The sequence below is a fragment of the Williamsia sp. Y844 genome (assembly GCF_056786475.1).
In genome coordinates this window covers 1,709,199-1,728,764 of record NZ_JBXCJB010000001.1, presented here as the reverse complement: position 1 = coordinate 1,728,764, position 19,566 = coordinate 1,709,199, and the positions used below count along the sequence as shown (strand labels likewise).

Annotated in this window: 20 protein-coding genes; 6 read left to right on the top strand and 14 right to left on the bottom strand. The window is 63.2% G+C overall.

The window, feature by feature from the left end; all coding sequences use genetic code 11:
* Nucleotides 1-176 precede the first annotated feature (176 nt).
* Nucleotides 177-1,058 (top strand): sulfurtransferase, encoded by an 882-nt coding sequence (locus AC1TQG_RS07675; protein WP_482136334.1) that lies wholly within the window; start codon nt 177-179, stop codon nt 1,056-1,058.
* A gap of 32 nt (nt 1,059-1,090) precedes the next feature.
* Here the strand turns inward: AC1TQG_RS07675 and AC1TQG_RS07670 are convergent, their stop codons facing one another.
* Nucleotides 1,091-1,987: a universal stress protein gene (locus AC1TQG_RS07670; protein WP_482136333.1), complete on the bottom strand. Its 897-nt coding sequence runs from the start codon at nt 1,985-1,987 to the stop codon at nt 1,091-1,093.
* A gap of 186 nt (nt 1,988-2,173) precedes the next feature.
* Between AC1TQG_RS07670 and AC1TQG_RS07665 the strand changes: the two genes are divergently transcribed.
* Both AC1TQG_RS07665 and AC1TQG_RS07660 read left to right on the top strand, forming a co-directional pair.
* On the top strand, nt 2,174-3,028 hold the full coding sequence (locus AC1TQG_RS07665; protein ID WP_482136332.1) for a helix-turn-helix transcriptional regulator: 855 nt from the start codon (nt 2,174-2,176) through the stop codon (nt 3,026-3,028).
* 126 nt (nt 3,029-3,154) lie between these two features.
* Nucleotides 3,155-3,877 carry an SDR family oxidoreductase gene (locus tag AC1TQG_RS07660; RefSeq protein ID WP_482136331.1) on the top strand — a complete coding sequence of 241 codons (723 nt, stop codon included), beginning with the start codon at nt 3,155-3,157 and terminating at the stop codon, nt 3,875-3,877.
* A 150-nt stretch (nt 3,878-4,027) separates the two neighbouring features.
* Here AC1TQG_RS07660 and AC1TQG_RS07655 read toward each other — a convergent pair whose 3' ends face one another.
* The 7 genes from AC1TQG_RS07655 to AC1TQG_RS07625 all read right to left on the bottom strand — a co-directional run bounded on the left by AC1TQG_RS07655 (nt 4,028) and on the right by AC1TQG_RS07625 (nt 10,278).
* Nucleotides 4,028-4,969, bottom strand: a complete 942-nt coding sequence (locus tag AC1TQG_RS07655; protein WP_482136330.1) for an HNH endonuclease signature motif containing protein — start codon at nt 4,967-4,969, stop codon at nt 4,028-4,030.
* Nucleotides 4,966-5,307, bottom strand: coding sequence for a hypothetical protein (locus tag AC1TQG_RS07650; protein ID WP_482136329.1), 342 nt, complete (start codon nt 5,305-5,307; stop codon nt 4,966-4,968). The genes AC1TQG_RS07655 and AC1TQG_RS07650 overlap by 4 nt, the downstream gene beginning before the upstream one ends.
* Before the next feature lie 226 nt (nt 5,308-5,533).
* On the bottom strand, nt 5,534-7,126 hold the full coding sequence (locus AC1TQG_RS07645) for a SulP family inorganic anion transporter (RefSeq protein WP_482136328.1): 1,593 nt from the start codon (nt 7,124-7,126) through the stop codon (nt 5,534-5,536).
* A gap of 14 nt (nt 7,127-7,140) precedes the next feature.
* Nucleotides 7,141-7,854 carry a cysteine hydrolase family protein gene (locus tag AC1TQG_RS07640; RefSeq protein WP_482136327.1) on the bottom strand — a complete coding sequence of 238 codons (714 nt, stop codon included), beginning with the start codon at nt 7,852-7,854 and terminating at the stop codon, nt 7,141-7,143.
* On the bottom strand, nt 7,851-9,284 hold the full coding sequence (locus AC1TQG_RS07635; protein ID WP_482136326.1) for an allophanate hydrolase: 1,434 nt from the start codon (nt 9,282-9,284) through the stop codon (nt 7,851-7,853). Before AC1TQG_RS07635 ends, AC1TQG_RS07640 begins: the two co-directional genes overlap by 4 nt.
* Nucleotides 9,285-9,340: 56 nt before the next feature.
* Complete coding sequence (locus AC1TQG_RS07630) at nt 9,341-10,021, bottom strand: GntR family transcriptional regulator (RefSeq protein WP_482136325.1); 681 nt, start codon at nt 10,019-10,021, stop codon at nt 9,341-9,343.
* Nucleotides 10,022-10,128: 107 nt separating this feature from the next.
* Nucleotides 10,129-10,278, bottom strand: a complete 150-nt coding sequence (locus AC1TQG_RS07625) for a hypothetical protein (protein ID WP_482136324.1) — start codon at nt 10,276-10,278, stop codon at nt 10,129-10,131.
* A gap of 135 nt (nt 10,279-10,413) precedes the next feature.
* On the opposite strand from AC1TQG_RS07625, the gene AC1TQG_RS07620 reads away from it, so the two are divergent.
* Complete coding sequence (locus AC1TQG_RS07620) at nt 10,414-10,812, top strand: nuclear transport factor 2 family protein (protein WP_482136323.1); 399 nt, start codon at nt 10,414-10,416, stop codon at nt 10,810-10,812.
* Between the two features lie 5 nt (nt 10,813-10,817).
* Here AC1TQG_RS07620 and AC1TQG_RS07615 read toward each other — a convergent pair whose 3' ends face one another.
* The gene (locus tag AC1TQG_RS07615; RefSeq protein WP_482136322.1) at nt 10,818-11,579 is read right to left on the bottom strand and encodes an SDR family NAD(P)-dependent oxidoreductase; all 762 of its coding nucleotides are present in this window, start codon (nt 11,577-11,579) and stop codon (nt 10,818-10,820) included.
* A 103-nt stretch (nt 11,580-11,682) separates the two neighbouring features.
* Here AC1TQG_RS07615 and AC1TQG_RS07610 point away from each other — a divergent pair, with 103 nt between their 5' ends.
* A complete protein-coding gene (locus AC1TQG_RS07610) occupies nt 11,683-12,468 on the top strand; it encodes a helix-turn-helix domain-containing protein (RefSeq protein ID WP_482136321.1) in 786 nt (261 codons plus the stop codon).
* 78 nt (nt 12,469-12,546) lie between these two features.
* Complete coding sequence (locus AC1TQG_RS07605) at nt 12,547-12,915, top strand: DUF427 domain-containing protein (RefSeq protein WP_482136320.1); 369 nt, start codon at nt 12,547-12,549, stop codon at nt 12,913-12,915.
* 85 nt (nt 12,916-13,000) lie between these two features.
* Here AC1TQG_RS07605 and AC1TQG_RS07600 read toward each other — a convergent pair whose 3' ends face one another.
* The 5 genes from AC1TQG_RS07600 to AC1TQG_RS07580 form a co-directional block, all read right to left on the bottom strand.
* Nucleotides 13,001-13,960 (bottom strand): alpha/beta hydrolase, encoded by a 960-nt coding sequence (locus AC1TQG_RS07600; RefSeq protein WP_482136319.1) that lies wholly within the window; start codon nt 13,958-13,960, stop codon nt 13,001-13,003.
* A gap of 195 nt (nt 13,961-14,155) precedes the next feature.
* Nucleotides 14,156-15,247: a DNA alkylation repair protein gene (locus tag AC1TQG_RS07595; RefSeq protein ID WP_482136318.1), complete on the bottom strand. Its 1,092-nt coding sequence runs from the start codon at nt 15,245-15,247 to the stop codon at nt 14,156-14,158.
* Nucleotides 15,248-15,316: 69 nt separating this feature from the next.
* Nucleotides 15,317-16,915, bottom strand: coding sequence for an MDR family MFS transporter (locus AC1TQG_RS07590; protein ID WP_482136317.1), 1,599 nt, complete (start codon nt 16,913-16,915; stop codon nt 15,317-15,319).
* Nucleotides 16,916-17,554 (bottom strand): TetR/AcrR family transcriptional regulator, encoded by a 639-nt coding sequence (locus AC1TQG_RS07585; RefSeq protein WP_482136316.1) that lies wholly within the window; start codon nt 17,552-17,554, stop codon nt 16,916-16,918.
* A 127-nt stretch (nt 17,555-17,681) separates the two neighbouring features.
* Nucleotides 17,682-19,559, bottom strand: a complete 1,878-nt coding sequence (locus AC1TQG_RS07580; RefSeq protein ID WP_482136315.1) for a propionyl-CoA synthetase — start codon at nt 19,557-19,559, stop codon at nt 17,682-17,684.
* Between the last annotated feature and the right edge of the window lie 7 nt (nt 19,560-19,566).

Genomic DNA, 19,566 nt, shown 5'->3' with positions numbered 1-19,566 from the left:
GTGAAATATGCGGGGTATGGCGGCCCCGCGGTCGGCAGCGACGACACTACCCGCCGCGCGCGATGACCCCCGGTTGCGTTCAGTGAGGTCGCCGACCGGCCGTGCACGCGAAGCTTGGTATTAGCCTGGCGGTCAGGGGAGGGGGTTCGAACACATATCAATTGATGAGAGGCCTCATGAGTATCGAGTCAGTCCCAGCCACCGTCGACGTTGCCTGGCTGCGCGCCCATCTCGGCGATCCAGATCTTGTCGTGGTCGATTCCACTACGCATCTGCCGATCCCGAAAGACGGCCCCTACGTACCGGAGTCGGGTCAGCAGACCTACCACGCCGAGCACATCCCAGGAGCGCTGTTCGCTGATCTGCTCACCACGTTTGCCGACACCGCCAGTGACCAGGCGTGGACCGTGCCGAGTTCGGAACAGTTCGCCAAGGCCGCCGGAGCGCTGGGCATCGGTACCGGCGCGACAGTCGTCGTCTACGACCAGTCGCAGGGATTCTGGGCAACCCGGTTGTGGTGGCATCTGCGCCTCGAGGGCTTTGACAATGTCACCGTGTTGGACGGTGGCCTGTCGGCTTGGAAGGCAGCCGGATACGACACCACCGACGCCTTGTCGGTCCCGACACCGCGCAGCTTTGTCCCGAATCGACGCCCTGAACTGCTTCGTTCCACCGATGACGTGTTCGCGGCGATCGACGACGAGTCGACCATCATCGTCAACGTCCTCGACGAGGCCACCTACCGAGGTGAGACCACGAATTACGCCCGCAACGGGCACATCCCGGGCAGTATCAACCTGCCTGTTTTCAACGTACTGGACCTGGAGAACGGTGGCTTCAAGCCGGTCGAAGAGTTGAAGGCAATCCTTGACGAAGCGGGTGTGCTCGACGCCGACAAGAAGGTGATCACCTACTGCGGTGGCGGGATCGCGGCCACCGGTGTGGCCCATGCGCTGGCACAGGCAGGCCGCTCCGACGTCGCAATCTATGACGGATCGATGACCGCGTGGGCCGCCAACCCGGACCTGCCGCTGGTCAAGGGCTCGTCACTGCGCTGATCGAGACGCCTGGGGTCACGGCAACGGGTAAGTCAGCGAACGACCAAGACAGAGCATTCGGCGTGGTGGATGAGGCTCTGGCTGACCGAACCGAGGACAGCGCCGGCCATTTTGCCGTGACCCCGGCTTCCGACCACCACCAACTGGGCCTCCTGCGACATCTTCTTGAGGCCCTTGGCCGGGCCGCTGTCGGTGTAGACCTTGTGGATGTGCGCGCCGGGGAACTCCTTGCGCAGGGGTGCGAGGAGTTCGTCCATCTTCTCTTCCTGATTGGACTTCAACAGGTTCATCAGGTTCCAGTCGACTGGGCCCTCGCCGTATCCGAGTCCGATCGCGGGACCGGTTTCCCACATGTGGGCCACCGTCACCGGCGCGCCAAGGGTGTCGGCGACATAGAACGCCGCACGGATGGCCCGGAGGGAATTCTCGGATTCGTCGACGCCGACCACCACCGGCAACGGTTTGCCGGTGCGGGTGGCCTCGGATTCGCGCCAGACCAGTACGGGGCACTTCGCCTGATTGACGATCCGGATGACGTGGCCGCCGAGCACCAGATCGCTCGCGGCGTTGTGCCAGTGCGCGCCGACAACGATCAAGCGCGCGGTCTCCGAGCTCTCGGCAAAGACGGTGGGCACGGATTCATTGACGATCCGGCGGCCGATCGTCAATTCGGGGTGGCGTTCGCGGACGACGCTCTCGGCATCGTCGAGCTTCTTGTTGCCGTCGGCGGCGAGTTCTTCGGCCAGCGACTCCGGGCTGAACACCATCGCGTTCGCGAAGTACCACTCGAGCCGGGGGATGGCGTGCAGCAACTGCAGTGGAGATCCGCTACGGGCGGCAAAATCCGCTGCCCACCGTGCGGCACCCAGGGAGCCCTCTGAACCGTCGATCCCGACAACTACCGGTGCGCTGCTTGCCTCGGCGTTCATCCCACGTCCTCGTCTCTCGCATCACCTGCCGGACTGGTCCGATCGAGTGTCCGGCGCAGTTCGAACTCTATGCCCGGGTGTGTGTGGTTACAACGAACCAGAGGTCGGCGTGGATGTCGAGGCCGTCATCATCCAGGGAGCGCGGCACCCTGGCTCACCGACGATGTCGCACCTAAGGTGAACGCAGTGAACAAACAGGGAGAACTCGGGGTCTACCTGCAGGCCCGACGGGCCGCGGTGACGCCCGCAGACGTCGGGATGCCGGGTTCGACCGGTCACCGGCGGGTGGCCGGGCTCCGTCGCGAGGAGATCGCCACGCTCGCCGGGGTGAGTGTGGACTATTACGCGCGTCTGGAACAGGGGCGCGAAAGACATCCGTCGGCGGCCGTGCTGAATGCGTTGGCCAGAGCGCTCCGGCTCGACAGCGTTGGGAGAGAACACCTTTTCCAGCTTGCCGACGTCGCCTTTCATCCGAGCCCGGTGTCCAGGCGCGCACGTCCGTCACCAAAGCTGCAGATCATGCTCGATGCCTGGACCGATACGCCGGCGATGATCATCAACGACAGACTCGACGTCCTGGCTTCCAATGCCCTTGCCGACGAGCTCTATTCGCCGTTCGAGAGTTTCGACAATGTGGCGTTGATGGTGTTCCTCGATCCGGCGGCACCGACGTTCTTTGCCCGGTGGCATCTTTCGGCCGAGACCTGTGCGGCCAACTTGCGAACGGTGATCGGCCGGGACGGCTCTGACGCCGAGCTTCGGGAGCTGCTGGAGCAACTGCTCGCCAACACCGAGTTCCGCCGGTACTGGAAGCGACATGAGGTCCGAGGGAAGACGTCGGAGTCCAAACACTTCGTGCACCCGGATGCCGGCGAATTCACCTTGGACGTCCAGGTGTTCGACATCCGGGAAGCGCCTGGGCAGCAACTGATCGTGTATACCGCGGAACCCGGTACCCCGGCCCGCGACGCTCTTCGTCTTCTGGGTGCCCTGGTCGCGACCCGTTCGCAGGCAGCCGAACCCGGATCCCGTCGCAGCTGACCGAGTCGGACGGCTGTCTGAGGCTGGGTGTGCCACTCCTCGGGTCGATAAGTCCTGGTACGCAGATGATTCCGCGACCATCATGGTAATCGGAATCAAAATCCGTACGAGACAAGGACATAACCGATGGACAAAATCGTTCTCATCACCGGCGCTTCCAGCGGAATCGGCGAGGCAACCGCACTGCACCTGGCCGAACAGGGCTGCACCGTTGTGCTGGGTGCCCGACGGATCGACCGCCTGCACGCACTCGTCGAGCGGATCGAGGCATCCGGCGGCCGAGCCGCCGCGCACACCCTGGATGTGACCGACCGCGGTGACGTTCAGGCTTTCGTGGAAGCAGCCCGCACCGAGCACGGTCGGGTGGACGTGCTGGTCAATAACGCCGGAGTGATGCCGCTGTCTCCCTTGAGCTCTGGCAAGGTCGACGAGTGGGAACGCATGATCGATGTGAACGTGCGCGGGCTGCTGTATGGCATCAACGCGGTCCTACCGGTGTTCGCCGAGCAGCGCAGCGGGCATGTGGTCACGATCGCTTCGGTTGGGGCTCATCAGGTGTCGCCCACCGCGGCGGTCTATTGCGGGACCAAGTATGCCGCCTGGGCCATCACCGAAGGCCTCCGGCAGGAGAGCGAGCCGTGGCTTCGGGTATCCACGATCACCCCGGGCGTGGTCGAATCCGAGCTGGCCTCGACAATCACCGACAAGAGCGCACAAGAGGCGATGGCGGTGTACCGGGCCAACACGATTGCGCCTTCAGCGATTGCCCGCGCGATCGGGTTTGTCATCAACCAACCCGATGATGTCGATGTCAACGAAATCGTGGTGCGGCCGACGGCTCAACGCTAGTATGCGTCGCCCCCGTGAGGGGACCGGTCGGAGTGGTCGAGCACTCCGACCGGTCGGCCTCATAAGGTTCACTATTCAGTTCTCAAAGGTCATGCAGTACACAGGGTTCAGCCTGTGTTGCTCGGTCTTGCGGTGTGGTGTCTCGCCGTCTTATGCGGCGGTGAGGTCGGTGGTCAGGGTGCGGCGGGCGTGGGATCGTAGTTCGGTGGTGGTGCCGGGTGCGATGAACCAGGGATGGCCGTCGTGGCCCAGGAACACGGTCCAGCCGTGGTGGTGGATGTAGCGGTGGTGTCGGCGGCAGAGCAGGACCATGTTGGTCAGGCTGGTGGTGCCGCCGTTGCGCCACCAGTCGATGTGGTGGGCGTCGGTGTATCCCGCAGCGCAACCACAACCGGGGAACGCACAACCCCGGTCGCGGGCGATCAAGGCTTTGCGGATCGCGGGGGTGACGGTGCGGTGGTCCCGACCGACATCTAGAGGCACCGAGTTGTTGTCGACCAGAATCCTTGTGATCACCGAATCGCACGCCACCATCTGCGCAGTGGACGCTGAGGCTGGGCCGGTCCACTCGAACGTGGGCACCGGCGCCGGCGGTTTGGCATTGACGAGTCCGCGGAACTGTATTGCCTGGAGATGTTCGGGTGTCACTGCCACCGTCACATGCGGTTTCACGCCGCCGCTGGAAGGCCGGTTTTCCTGTCCGAGATAGGAATCCAACAGTCGCTCCAGGGCATCGGCCCGGATTTGGGCGTTGTTGCGTGGGTCTGGTGACCCATCAGGTTCGGGAACCGGTGTCGATAGTGGCTTCAACGCGACGGCCAGTTTCTCACCCACAAGGTTGTCCAGATCCAACACGCCGTGCGTACGGCCGTCATCCCCGGTCGCGAACGAGAACTCGTTCAAGTCATGGTTCTCCGCGTCGGGTATCTCTTTGTCTGGTGGTGACAGCAACAAGGCCATGTGCCGTGCCCGGACCGATACCGCCGCCGGTGTGGCCATCAGTGCTTCGGTCAATAGCCCGCGCGCACAATCGTCGCGATCGGCGTCAGTAAGGTCGGGATTGCGACGGTCAATATGATGGAGCCCCTTCACAATTGCATCCACATGCTCACCGGATAGTTGTCGTCGATTCCATAATCGGCAATCGACGGAATGCCGCTGAGCGCCTTACCTACTCGCACATACCGGTGCGCGACGGTCGGCGCGACACCTGCGTCCCGTAATAGTTTGGCTGTGGACCCCACGCCTTTCTTCTGCGCGATCCGACGCTTATCGAGTTCACCGACCAGACGGAAAAGTATCTGCTCCACAACATGATTGAGTCGAATAACCGCCACCGTTCGTGAAGATACCTGCGCATCATCACCGGCGACCAAAGCCGCATCCCCTGCCAGATCTGAGATTCTGGCGAACATTCCCCCGAAGTCCATGATTCCAAGCTACCCGAAGGAAGCTATACGCACAAGTGTTCGATATGAGTATTTCGACTGTCCCACAGTGTATTCCGATGGAACGCGCAAATCCCGGCAGTCTACCGAATGGGTCTGACAAACCCGGATTAACGGCCCCGGTGGGTGTCTTGTCTACTCCCCGATGGGGCCGGTCGACTCAGCACCCCGACGGTGAGGTCGGGACGCTGAGTCTCGAGGATTGCGGCTACTCCGCCATCACGTCGGACTCGTCGTGGACGACTTCCTCCTTTGCTCCGGGAAGGAATGAGTATGCAAGGCAGACGATTCCGAAGAACAGGTAGCCCAGCGCCACTTCAGGGGCGGCATTCCAGGCGATCTCCGGTGCGTGGATGAGACCGATGAATGACAACACGGCACCGACCGCAGAGGCGATGGCGGCGTACAGGAACTTCTTGTCGATGATGAAGGTGACCATGGTGCCCAGCACCAGGCCCACCAGAACCGCACCCTCGCCGAGTACCTTGAGGCCTTCGTAGACCACACCCGCCTCGTTCAATGCGCCCAAGCCGACCTCACCGGCACTGGTGCCGGCGGCAGCCAGAGCGTTGTCGATGAGCCCATGGGCCCACTGCGCGAGGTTGGGCAGGATTGCCGCGACCACCGCGATGGCGTGGATCCGTGGAACCGCCTGGAAGGCCTGCGCGCCGATCAACAAACCGATGTACAGCAGAATCGGCACGATCGCCGGAACAGGTAGCAGCGCTTCGAGTATCCCGAACAATCCCAGGAAACAGAGCAGGCCGATCGCCAAACCGCTGGCCAGTGAATAACTTGCCCGGCCACCGGCGTCCTTCCACCCCGGGTGGCCGATGTAGACCGCCGGTGGGAAGGGGGAACCGAACCCGGCACCGATGCAGGCGCCGGCACCGTCGGCGAGGAGCACGCTGCGCAGGTTGTAGTTGTCTCCCGCGGCAGCTGCGCTCTCCACGTTGCTCATCGCTTCGGTGAAGTTGTAGATACCAAGGGGTATTGCGGTGCCGAGAAGTGGTGCGAGGTCGGCCAGACCGTCGAACAGCATGTCGAATCGTTGGTCGGGAATGCCCAGCGCGATGTTCTCGACGGCGTCGCCGACCGCCGGTGCATCCATGAACCCGCCGGCCCAGCCGATGGCGGTACCGACGAGCAGCGCAGCCAAACCGACCGGAACATTGCCCGGCAGGCGAACATTGGTGAAGAAGCCGATCAAGATGATCGCCAGTACCGGCAGGCCGATCCATGCGGCCTCCCACATCTGGGCGGCAGGCCGCATGGAGATGAAGGTGATGGAGATACCGGCCAGGGTGCCGAGCATCGCTGCGCGTGGCGTGATCTTGCGGATGTACGGGCCCACAAAGGCTCCGATCATCACGATCACGCCGATCATGAATGCCCATGCCAGACCCGCTTGCCAGGCTGCGACGGCGTTGTCGGTACTCAGGTACACCGGCAACATCACCACGAACACGACGATGAACATGTGCGGAACGCTCGGGCCGTAGGGCAAAGCGGTGACGTCGGTGCGATTTTCCTTGCGGCCCAGGCGCCGTGCCAACCACGTGTAGTAGAGATTGCCCAGGATCAGGGCGACGCCGAGGGCGGGGAGCACGGTACCGAAGACGTCGCCTTCGTTGACGCCGACGACGTAGATCAGGAGTCCGGTGAGGGTCAGGACGTTGACGAGGATGTTGAATCCGAGGCCGAAGAAGGCGTTGGTGTCACCTCGGGTCCACCAGGGGATGGTCACGGGTCCGTCCGGCGCGGCAGGGACAGGGGTCTTTTCGTTGACTTCAGTGGTCATGACTTCTGGTTCCTTCAGCCTCGGGAGGCAGGTGCGGGTTCCGACTTGACGGGTAGATCGGCAATGGCGGGAATGACCGCCGCGGAATCGGCAACCCAGCCGAAGATTCCACCTTGTGCGCAGATCATTTCCAGCCCGATTCGCTGGAAGTCCGGGAAATATGAACCAACACAGTCGGATACGACCAGACACTCGTATCCGCGGTCGTTCGCCTCCCGGGTGGTGGTGTGCACGCACACCTCTGTGGTGACCCCGGTGACCAGCAGTTGGGTGATGCCCGCGTCGGTGAGGATCTGCTGGAGTTCGGTGGCGTAGAAGGCGCCCTTGCCGGGTTTGTCGATGACGATCTCACCGCTGACAGGGGCGAGCTCGTCGATGATGTCGTGGCCGTATTCGCCGCGGATCAGGATCCGCCCGTACTTGCCCGGATCGCCGATCCGCTTGGATGGCGCTCCGCGGTTGAGTTTCGCAGGCGGACAATCGGATAGATCGGGTTCATGGCCCTCGCGGGTGTGGATCACCAACATGCCGGCGGCCCGCGCGGCGGCAATGAGATCGGCCAGGGGCGGGACCACTTTCAGGAGCATGTCCACGTCATTGCCGAGGCTCTCGCCGAAGCCGCCGGGCAGGATGAAGTCGCGCTGCATGTCGATGACGATCAGCGCGGTCTTCTCGGGTATCAGGGTGAACGGACCGGGTGAGGCCGTCTCTACGGTGGATGGGGTCATGAATTCTCCCTCGTGGATGTGGTTGTTGTGGAGAGGGTTTGCTGCACATCTGTGGGCAGCTCACTGGTGTCGCGCGGCTCGTCGAGAATGCGTGCGGCCAGGGCCAATACGGTGTCGTCGGACAATGCCGGACCCAAGATCATCACGCTCAGCGGACGTCCGTCGGCGGCAATACCCACCGGTACCGCTACTCCGGTGAGGTCGAGCAGATTGCCGAAGTGGGTGTAGTGACCGAGGACGGTGTTGCACTCGATGGGCCGCGCCAGGACTTCCTCGACGGTGAACGTCGTCCCGATGGTGGGCACGATCATCACATCCATGTGCTCCCAGAGGCGGGACACCTGTGCCTTGAGTTCTTGCAGCTTCTGCTGCGCGGCGAATGCGTCTACAGCGGTGTACTTTTCACCACTGTGCAGGATGTCGCGGACCACCGGATGGATCGAATCGGGATGCGCGGCCAGGAAATCGGCGAACTCGACCAGTCGCTCGGCGACCCAGGGGCCGGCGTAGAGCAGGGCGCCTGCAGCCAGAAAAGGTGCCAGTGGTGCGGCAACCACTGTCTCGCTCAGAGTGATTCGTTCCCGGAATGCCAGGTGGGCGTCCTGCATGATGGTGTCGCCGAAGAACTCCAGCTCATCGGTGGCAGGCAGTCCGACCCGGATCGCGCCGTGGTTGTACCGCGGGCCGCGGTCACGGGACCAGGAATCGTTGTTGTCGCGTCCGATCACCACATCGAGAACTCGGTCGGTGTCATCGATCGATCCGGCCATGACGGTGATGCAGTCCAACGACTTACAGGCCGGGACCAGGCCAACGGTACTGATCAGCCCGCGAGAGGGCTTGAACCCGACAACACCGTTCAGGGCTGCCGGCACCCGCCCCGAGCCTGCGGTGTCGGTGGCCACGGCAAACGGCACCTGCCCGAGTGCAACCGCGAGCGCCGATCCGGAGCTCGACCCGCCGGAGATCATGTCCCGGCCGTAGACACTGCGTGGCACCGTATGTGGAGTTCGGGTGCCATTGAGTCCGGTGGCGAACTGATCGAGATTGGTTTTGCCCACGTACAGGGCGCCGGCATCGAGTAGCCGCTGCACCACCGGTGCGGTGGCGTCGGCGACGTACGCATAGTCGGGGCAGGAGAGGGTCGTGGGGACGCCTGCGACATCGATGCTGTCCTTCACACCGAACGGCACCCCGTAGAGCGGAAGCGTGCGGGCGCCGGGGCGCTGTTCGATTTCTTCGGCGGCGGCGAGAAGTTGGGCGCGCGGCACCGTCGACAACCAGGTGCCGTCGTCGCCCCGGGCCGCGATCGCGTCGGCCACTCTCGCGGCGGTTTTGGTGGGTGAGCCGGTGCCACTTGCGTGCGATTGCAGGATCTCCGCCACCGATGGGCCGATGGATGGTCCTGCTGCGGTGAAATCGAAAGTCATAATGTCGATTGTCGACAGAATGGTGCCAACCGCGGAACGGCTGCGTATCGATTGTGTTAGCTGTTGCTCTCCAGGTCCAGATAATCGAGCTGCCCGTGGTTCCTGGCGGCCGCGACAGCTATCCGCGGATCGTTGGTCTCCAGAGCGTCGAGCACGTGCTGGTGCCGCCGGATTCCGTCGGCGGGGTCGTGCACGCGGGCTTCGCTGCGCAGGTTGATGGCCATCGGGAGCTGGAGCTTGAGCAGGATCGGCTCCATCGCGATGTCGAGTTGCCGGTTGCCGGCCAGCCCGACAACCGAGGCGTGGAACCGGCGGTGGGCATCGTCTTTCTCGAGGTCATCGTCGCGGTCGGCGGCGATGCGCATGTCCTCGAGCGCCTCACGAACCGGATCGAGGTCCTTTTCGAGGTCGGCCAGCGGGAGTGCGGATTCGATGGCATGCCGCTCCAGGACGTGCCGCAGCTCGAACAGTTGCAGAATGTCCTGCGGTGACCACGCGGTGACCCGGGATCCGCGTCGCGGTAGATGCTCGACCAGCCCCTGCTGTCCGAGTAGTCGCAGTGCCTCGCGCAATGGTGCCCGGCTGATGCCGAGGCTGGCGCACAGTTGTTCTTCGACTATCTTGTCTCCGGGTTTCAACGCCCCGGAGAGGATCGATTCCCGGACACGGCGGCCTGCGACATCCACAAGGCTGACCGGAAGTCCTTGTTCATCGAATGACCTGCTTGGCACAGCCACAAGTGAGCCTCGTCCTTCCGCCACGGGGGAATCCATGGAGATTCTGTCGACAATCCTAAACACCGCGGTGCCGACCACGCATGGTTAGCGGATGTAATGAAGGCGGATCACTGGCCGTCGGTGGTGCCCTCGGTGCCGCCGATCGCGTGATCGCGCTCGTCATCGGCCCCGTGTTGCGCGGCGTTGTATGCCTCTTTTTCTTCGGCTGTCCGCTCGGTCTCGCCGAGGGGCTCTTCGTTCTCATGGGGAAAGGTCATGCCCCGAGCATGCCCGAATCACCTATGTCACAAACGTGGCGAAAATACTTACCTCGGACGTCATCGCCGGGAGGTACCTGCCACGGGCAGCATGGTTTTCACCCACAAAGAACACCTCAGGTGAAGGAGAAACCGATGACCGAAACCATGTTGACCACACACGAGGCCGCAGCGTCTGCGCTGATCGATCAGTATCTTGCCGCGTGGAACGAGACCGATGCCGTCGCCCGGCGGGATCTGATCAGCGCAGTCTGGGCCGACGACGGCGTCTACACAGACCCGCTCGCCTCGGTGAGCGGTCTGGACGCAATCGACGCGGTGATCGCAGGCGCCCAGGAACAATTCGCGGGATTGCAGTTTGTTCGCGGAGACGTGTTCGACACCCACCACAACATCGCCCGTTTCACGTGGGAGCTGGTGCCGGAAGTAGGCGCGGAGCCGCTGGTGGTCGGATTCGACGTTACCGCCGTCGACAGCAACAACAAGATCACCAGCGTCTACGGATTCATCGACAAGATGCCCGGGGCAAGCTAGTGCCCCTATGTGATGCTGACGCCGCCATCGACGACAATGGTCTGGCCGGTGACGTATCCGCCAGCCGGTGAGGCCAGCCAGATTGCGGTGGCGGCCAGCTCTTCCGGATCGCCGCTGCGGCCCAGGATCATTCGCGGAGCCATGGACTCGAGGTAGCCGTCCGCGTACGAGTCGGTCATTTCCGACTCGAAGAATCCCGGCGCGATCGCGTTGACCCGGATGCCTTTTCGGCTACCCCACTGTTGGGCCAGATCACGGGTCAGGCCGGAGATGGCAGCCTTGCTGGCCGAGTACGCAGCCTGCGGGAGACCGGCGGTGGTGATGCCGAGGATGCTCGAGATGTTGATGATCGAGCTTCCCGGCGTCATCACCCGCCCGCAAGCCTGGGCAGCCCAGTACGAACCGTTCAGATTGATGTCGATGACCGACCGGAACTGCTCAGGCGTCTCCCTGGTGGCGGGGAACGCGGTGCCCACTCCGGCATTGTTGACCAGCACGTCGACCTGCCCGAACTCAGCCATCGCGGCGTCGACAAGAGCGCCGGCCTGGTCCGGGTCGGCGATATCGGTGACCACGGTCAAAGCAGTGCCACCTACTGATTCGACGAGTGCGGCGGTCTGCTCGAGTTTGTCGGCTCGGCGCGCCGCGAGGACGACCCGGGCGCCGGCTTCGGCAAACGCCTTGGCGAACGCAACACCCAACCCGGATGATGCGCCGGTGACGATCACGACCTTGTCGTCGATCCGGAAACGGTCGAGCACGCTCATGGTTTCACTCCTGCGGGTCGATGGTCCGGGCCTGATCATAGGTGCCAACAGTGACCGCAGGGTCGATAATGCTCGACAGGCGACCATATGAGGGATGTGAACGATGACCGGCGAGCAGCGCTATTTGTTCGGGGACCTGTTGCGGCAGTGGCGAATCAACCGAAAGGTCCCGCAATTGGAACTGGCATCGGTGTCCGAGGTGTCGGCGCGGCATCTGAGCTTTCTGGAAACCGGCCGTTCGGCGCCGAGCCGGACGATGGTGCTGCGGCTTGCCGAACATCTCGATGTACCGCTGCGGGAGCGGAACCAACTTTTGCTGGCGGCCGGGTATGCACCGACCTATGGGGAGTCGTCACTCGACGGTGACCGAATGACGATGGTACGCAGCGCTTTGCGCCAAGTCTTGACCGCTACCGAGCCGTACCCGGCCTTGGCCGTCGACCGGCACTGGAACCTGGTGGACGCCAATGCTGCGGTGGCTCTCTTCACCCAGGATGCTCCCGACGACCTGCTCGAACCGCCATTCAACGTCCTCAAATTCAGTCTCGACCCCCGGGGACTCGGCGACAGGATCGTCAACATCGGCCAGTGGCGGCGCCACCTGTTCGACCGGTTGGATCGCCAGATCAAGGTGACCGGCGACCCGGTTCTGATCGAGCTGCTCGCCGAGTTGCAGGCCTATCCGTTCACCGACGACGTCGACGAGGATCCGACGCTCTCCGGTGACGTCGCGGTCTATCTCCGGTTGCGCGTCGACGACAAAGAGCTCTTGTTCTTCAGCACGGTGACGACCTTCGGGACACCGCTCGATGTCACCGTCGACGAACTGAGTGTCGAGAGCTTTTATCCGGCCGACGACAAGACGGCGCAATATCTTCGGCGCCTGTGAATCTCGATCAGCATGGGGTTCGGGTGGAATGCATCCGCGTACGGTGTCGTTGTTGGACAAAGATGAGAGGTGGATCACATGACCAAAACTCGATTGATACCCGACGACACCCATCCGATCACCGTGGAGCCCAGCGCCGGACAGGTCCGGATCCGGGCAGGCGACACCGTCGTCGCCGACACCTCCAGGGCCCTGATACTTCAGGAAGCGGACTATCCGCCGGTCGCATATGTTCCGCTGGATGCCGTTGACCAGTCACTGCTCCGACGTAGTTCGACGAAGACGCACTGCCCCTACAAGGGCGACGCGTCCTATTACGACCTCGTCACCCCGGACGGCGTGATCGAGGATGCCGCTTGGACGTACGAGGAGCCGTACGACGCCGTGTCTGAGATCGCCGGGCATCTCGCGTTCTACCCGGACAAGGTTGTCATCACCGTCTCCTGATGGACCGTGGCGACCAAACAAATCGGCCGCGATTCGGAAAGTTCCGAATCGCGGCCGATTGTTCAGGTACTGATCTGGTGGAGTGTCAGACCCCGAGTGACGGAGCCAGCGTGCCGTACCAGGATTCCTTGAGGCGGTCCGCCCAGTAGGTCCACCAATGCACACCCTCAGGGGTGATGTGGGTCTGCGGATTGACGCCCGCTGCCCGCAGGCTGGCGACGTAGAGCGAGCTGCTGATCGAAGCGGCGGTCTCCAGTGGCACCATCTGCGAGAACTTCACCGGATCGAACGCCGCGCTGGTCGGATTGAAGATCGGATCGGTACTCAACGCGCCGGATCCCGAGGAGACGTAGACGCGCTTACCGCGCAGGCTGGCAGGGTTCAGCGACGGATCGTTCTGGGTCCACGCGCCACCGGGCCAGACGCCCCACATGTTGACGGGATTGCCGCCCATCTCGATCACCGAGGCTGCGATGCCCTGGGCAAATCCGGGCGTGCTGACGGTCGGGTAGCCGCTGTACGAGGCGACACCCCGATAGAAGTCCGGGTGCTTGCTGGCCAGGTTGAGCGCCGAGGTACCGCTCATCGACAGGCCGGCGATCGCGTTCCGCCGATTGTCGCTGCCGAAGTTCGACGCCATGTACGCGGGCAGTTCCCGCGTCAGGAAGGTCTCCCACTTCTGGCGGCCCAGGGTCGGGTCGTCCTGCTGCCAATCGGTGTAGAAACTTCCGCCGCCGCCGAATGGAATCGCGACATTGACGTTCTTGCCGGTGAAGAAGCTCTCGATATCGGTCTCGATGAGCCAGCCGTTGTTGTTGTTCGGCGCGCGCAGGCCGTCGAGGAGGTACAGCGTTGCGTGGCTGCCACCACCGTCCGCCGAGATGACCTTCACGGGGATGGTCTTGTTCATCGAGGCGGAGTAGACCCGAACGGTCTGTGAAGCAGCCGAAGCAGTGCCTGGAGTGACAACCGCGGAGACAGCCATTCCGGCAACAAGGGCAAGGGAGCCGGCAATGATCTTCCGCCAGGCAGTCTTTGCTCGCATGAGTTTCCTTTTGTACGTCGTTGTTTGAGGCAATCCGAACAGCACAGGATCGACCGCGATCGCCGAGCGGCCAGGCAAGATAACAGCAAGATAACAGGAGAGCGCGTGGTATGCACATCACCCAAAACGGACCCGGGCCCCGCTGATTCTAACCAGCAACGCCCCGATCAATGGCGGGAAATTGAATGTTGAAGATCAAAAATATAGTTCGAATGCAGCGGATGCCATTCGGCGCCCATTGACTTGTAAGGCCAGCTCATGACCGCCGGGGTAGAAGCGGCGCGTGGTGATGGGAGCAAATGAATGTGACTTTGCGACGGTGATTTGTTGGTTTGGCGCGATCGATTTGCCGGACAATTTGAACACCTTGTGGGCGATTGTGCCGTTGGCCTTGCGGAAGCCGATGCTGTAATCGATCACCACGTCGACGGGCTCATCGCCGGTGTTGTGGACGATGGCGCGAAGTGTCTGTTTGCCACCGACCCGAACCAGCGGATCGATATCGAACTCGGTCACGGTGATTGTGGCAGGAGCCGCGAAACCGAGCAGCGCAAGGGCATCGGGGTCACCACGTTTGATCAGGGTGCGCAGCGCGTGCCGGACGAGTCGTTCGGTGTTGTCGTCGGGGTCCGCCAGCCATCGACCTGCAGTCTGCACAACCACGTCGGCATGCTGCCTGCTCAGATCGTTGAGGTGGTTGGCGACCGAGCGGCGTACGTAGTCACTCGGATCGCGGTAGAGCGCATCGATGATGGGTGCGGTCGCCTCGGGCCGCTGCATCAGAGCAGGCACCCGCCTGGCCCACGGCAGGTATTGGCGAGTGCCTTCGCTGGCGAGCCGGCGGACGTGTTCGTCTTTTGACGTGGTCCACCGGACTGCAGCGGTCAGCGTGCGGTCGATGTCGGCGATCAGCATCGTCCGCAGCGCGAACTCGGCGGTCAGGCGTGGTGTCAGCTTTCTCAGCAGGACCAGGCCGGTGTCGAAGGCCTTGGCCGTGCCTGCCTCCGTGGACCGGACCGCAACCGCCTCGGTGATCGGCCAGACCATCCAGCCGGTGCAATCGGGTTGCGCGATCAAGGTGTTGATCGCGGCGACGAAATCATCGAAGTCGTCCGGGAGGTCGACGATCAGTGCATCACGCACCAGATCCGACCGGGCCTTGAGCGCCATCCCGTCGAATACTGCCGCGGTTGCTTTTGTCTCGGTGGCGCGATGTCCACCAAGGGTGAGACATCGCGCCAGCCCGGACACGGCATCGGGTCCGAGTAGTTCATCGGCGAACGGCATCTGCGTCACCTTACCGACGGTGTCGGACAATCCCTTTGCCGGTTGCTGTCGGCGTCGGCGCTGCTCGGGCTACCGGTCGGCTGTTGCTTGCGTGACCGGCGACTGGTCGGCTGTCGACGTCACCGGTTCGTCCTGGGCAACCGTTGTGGCCAAAGGCTTCTCGATCACAAAGCACAGCAGGATCGCTCCCAGCACGCAGAGTGGGCTGATGAAAAGGAAGACCGGCATCAGTGCTTCGTTGTACGCGTTGACAATCGGGTCGCGCACCGAGTCCGGAAGGCCGTGGACGATGGCCGGTGTCAGTGACTTCGCACCGTCGCCTGCCGCGGTGACATCGGCGGGAATTCTACCGACCAACAGTTCGGCGAGGCGGGACGCGAAGACACTGCCGACCAATGCCGCTCCGAGGGAGGCTCCGATCTGACGAAAGTAGTTGTTGGCGGCCGTTGCGGTCCCGACGAGGCTGTACGGGAACGTGTTCTGCACGATCAGGATTATGATCTGGAAGCTGATACCCAGTCCGCCTCCGAGGATTCCGAGGCAGACGCAGATCATCCAGGTCGGGGTCGACAACGCCACCTGTGACATCAGGAACAGGCTCAGTGCGATCAGCAGTGAACCGGCAATCGGCATCGCCTTGTACCGGCCGGTGCGTGAGACGAACCGCCCGCAGGCAATGGAACAAGCCGTCATAGTTGCCATCATCGGAACCATCAGAAGTCCGGCGTGGGTGGAGCTGACGCCGAGTGCCATCTGCAGGTAGGTCGGCAGGTATGAGATCACGCCGAACATACCGATTCCGCCGAACAAGCCGCCGACCGTGGTGAGGTTGAAGTTGCGCTGCCGGAACAGTGCCATTGGCAATATTGGTTCCGCGACACGGCTTTCGACCAGGATCACGGTGATCCACGCGAGGATGGTGCCGACCACCAGGGCGATGATGGTCGGTGACGTCCATTCGTACTGCGAGCCGCCCCAGCTGGCGATGAGCACGACTCCGGTCGTCGCAAGGGTCAGGACGGCCATCCCGACGATGTCGATCTTGCGTTTGACGCGAGCGATCTTCGGGGGGTGCAAGAAGGCGATCGCCGTGATGATCGCAAGTGCGCCGAGCGGCAGATTGATCCACAGGGTCCAGCGCCAGCCGGGTCCCTCGGTGAGCCATCCACCGAGAAGAGGTCCGGCGACGGAGGAGACCGCGAAGACACCGCCCATGATCCCCGCGTAGCGACCACGATCGCGGGCCGGGACCACGTCGGCGATCGTCGCCTGGGCGAGGACCATCAGACCGCCTGCACCCAGGCCCTGCATGGTGCGGGCGACGATGAGCGTCAACATGTTCGGGGCGAGTGCGCCGACGATCGATGCCGCGGTGAAGATGCTGATCGCGATGATCAGCAACGGCTTTCGACCGAACTGATCGCCGAGCTTGCCGTAGATGGGCATGGCAACCGTCGACGCCAGGATGTACGAGGTGATGACCCACGACATCTGGTTGGTGCCGTGCAATTCACCGACGATCGTCGGCAGCGCCGCGCTCATCACGGTTGTGTTCAACGAGGCGAGCAGCATTGCCACCAACAGCCCGGCGAACATCAGCAGCACAGAGCGGTGCGAGGCCTGCCCTTCGGTGTCCGGCGTGCGAACCGACGGGACATCGACTGCCATTTAGGCCTCCTCGAGAATGGTGGTGAACGATTGCGCGGCCCTGTGCACGAGTTCGTCGGGCGGGATGTCGGCATCGGGCTCATTGAGTAGCCAGTCGATTGCGATGCGGACCACGGATTGACCCGCGGTCACCAGGATCTGCGCGGTCGCTTGGATATCGACCGAATGATTGCGGCGTTGCCACCGGCCGGATTCTGCGAGCCGGGTCTCGACAAGTGTTCGGGCGAGGTGGCGGATCTGATCGGTGTGCGCGAGCCGCATCCGGGCGAGGTCGGGGTGGCGGTGCATCAGTTCGACGCGCACCTGGCGGCCGCCGGCACCGCCGGCCGTCTTCTCGAAGACGTCGAAGAGGAGCAGTGCGACCTTCTCGAGCAGGTTGTCGTCGTCGCCGATCACAAAGGCCGCGGCGGTGCCGTCGTCGATGAACGGGGCGCGGAGTCCGAGGATCGCGTCTTCTTTTGTGGGGAAGTAATTGAAGAACGTGCGCGGCGAGATGTTGGCCTCGGCGGCGATCTCTTCGATGGTCACCTTCGTCAGGTCGGTCTGCGCCATGGCCGCAGCAGCTGCTGCCTGGTGGATGGAGGCCCAGGTGGCAGCACGCTTCCGATCACGCAGTGATTCCTTGTGTGCTGTAACCATCTAAATAACTTAGCCAAAAATTGCAGGACTGCAAAATTGCAGCCCTGCAATTCCGATGATGTGCTGTTCTGGTTGTGCTCACCTGGGCTTATGTTCGCCAGAAGGGCACATCATCGGGGTGCGGGGGTCAGCCGATCTGCTTCTTGAGGGCGTCGAGGACGGCGGTGTCTTCGATGGTGGAGGGGACGGTGTAGTCCTCGTGGTCGGCGATCTGGCGCATCGTCTTGCGCAGGATCTTGCCCGACCGGGTCTTGGGCAGACCGTTGACGACGGTGACATCACGGAAGGTGGCCACCGCGCCGATCTCGTCGCGCACCATCTTCACGAGCTCGGACCGCAGAGTGGCGTCGTCTATCTCGGCACCTTCTTTGAGGACCACGTATCCGCTGGGACGCTGGCCCTTGAGGTCGTCGTGGATCCCGATCACCGCGCATTCGGCCACCGCGGGATGAGAGGCCACGACGGCTTCGATGCTGCCGGTGGAAAGGCGGTGTCCGGCAACGTTGATCACGTCGTCGGAGCGGCCCAGCACAAAGACGTAGCCGTCGGCGTCGATGTAGCCGGAGTCGCCGGTCAGGTAGTAACCGGGGAAGGTCTTCAGGTACGAATTGTGGTAGCGCGCTTCGTCGTTCCACAGACCTGCGAGGGTCCCGGGCGGCAATGGCAGTGCGATGACGATATTGCCTTCGCCGCCGGCCTCCACATTCTTGCCCTCGGCGTCGACGATCTCCACCCGGAATCCGGGAACCGGCACCGTCGGTGAGCCGGCCTTGATCGGCATCGGTTCGAGGCCACGGAGATTGGCGGCGATGGCCCATCCGGTTTCGGTCTGCCACCAGTGGTCGACAACCGGTACGCCGAGGACCTTGGTGGCCCACTCGTAGGTGTCCGGGTCGAGTCGTTCGCCGGCGGCGAAGAGCGTCTGCAGTGTCGAGATATCGTGATCGGCAAGAAGTTTGGCATCCGGGTCCTGCTTGCGGATGGCCCGGATGGCGGTGGGTGCGGTGAACAGGGCCTTGACCTTGTGGTCGTCGATCACCCGCCAGAAAGCTCCGGCGTCCGGGGTGCCGACGGGTTTGCCCTCGTACATGACGGTGGTCGCGCCGATCAGCAAGGGCGCGTAGACGATATAGGAGTGTCCGACCACCCATCCGACATCGGAGGCGGTCCACCACACGTCGCCGGGCTTGATGTCGTAGATGTTGGCCATCGACCATGTCAATGCGACCGCGTGTCCGCCGTTGTCGCGGACCACGCCCTTGGGCTTCCCGGTGGTGCCGGAGGTGTAGAGGATGTAGAGCGGATCGGTGGCCGCGACGGAAACAGGTTCTGCCGGAGTCGCTTTCTTGGTCAGCTCGTCCCAGTCGTGCCAGCCCTCGTGGTCGGCGGCGCTGCCTTCGATCTGCTCACGATTCTTGACGATGATCGTCGCAGGCGGCTCCGCGGACAGCTCGAGGGCCTTGGCGACCATCGGCAGGTACTCGATGGTGCGACCGGGTTCCAGACCGCCGGAGCTGGTGATCAGTGCAACGGGCCGCGCGTCGTCGATCCGGGTCGCGAGTTCGGGACCGGCGAAGCCGCCGAATACCACCGAATGCACGGCGCCGATGCGGGCGCAGGCCAGCATCGCGATGGCTGCCTCCGGGATCATGGGCATGTACACGATGACCCGGTCGCCGGCCTTCACACCGCGTTCGGCGAGCACGCCTGCGAAGGTCGCGACCTCGTCGCGCAGTTCGGAGTAGGTGTACGTGCGGGTCTCGCCGACCATGGCGGAATCCCAGATCAGGGCGGTCCGATCACCATTCCCGGCCAGGACGTGCCGGTCGAGGGCGTTGAAGCTGGTGTTGAGGGTGGCGCCGGGAAACCAGCGGTAGGCGCCGCCCGGCAGCGTTTCGAGGGCGGAGGTGGGGGCTTGGTACCAGTCGACTGCTTCGGCAGCCTTGCGCCAGAACCCTTCGGGATCATCCGCACTGCGAGCAAACGTCTCCGCATACGAAACCATCGCCACT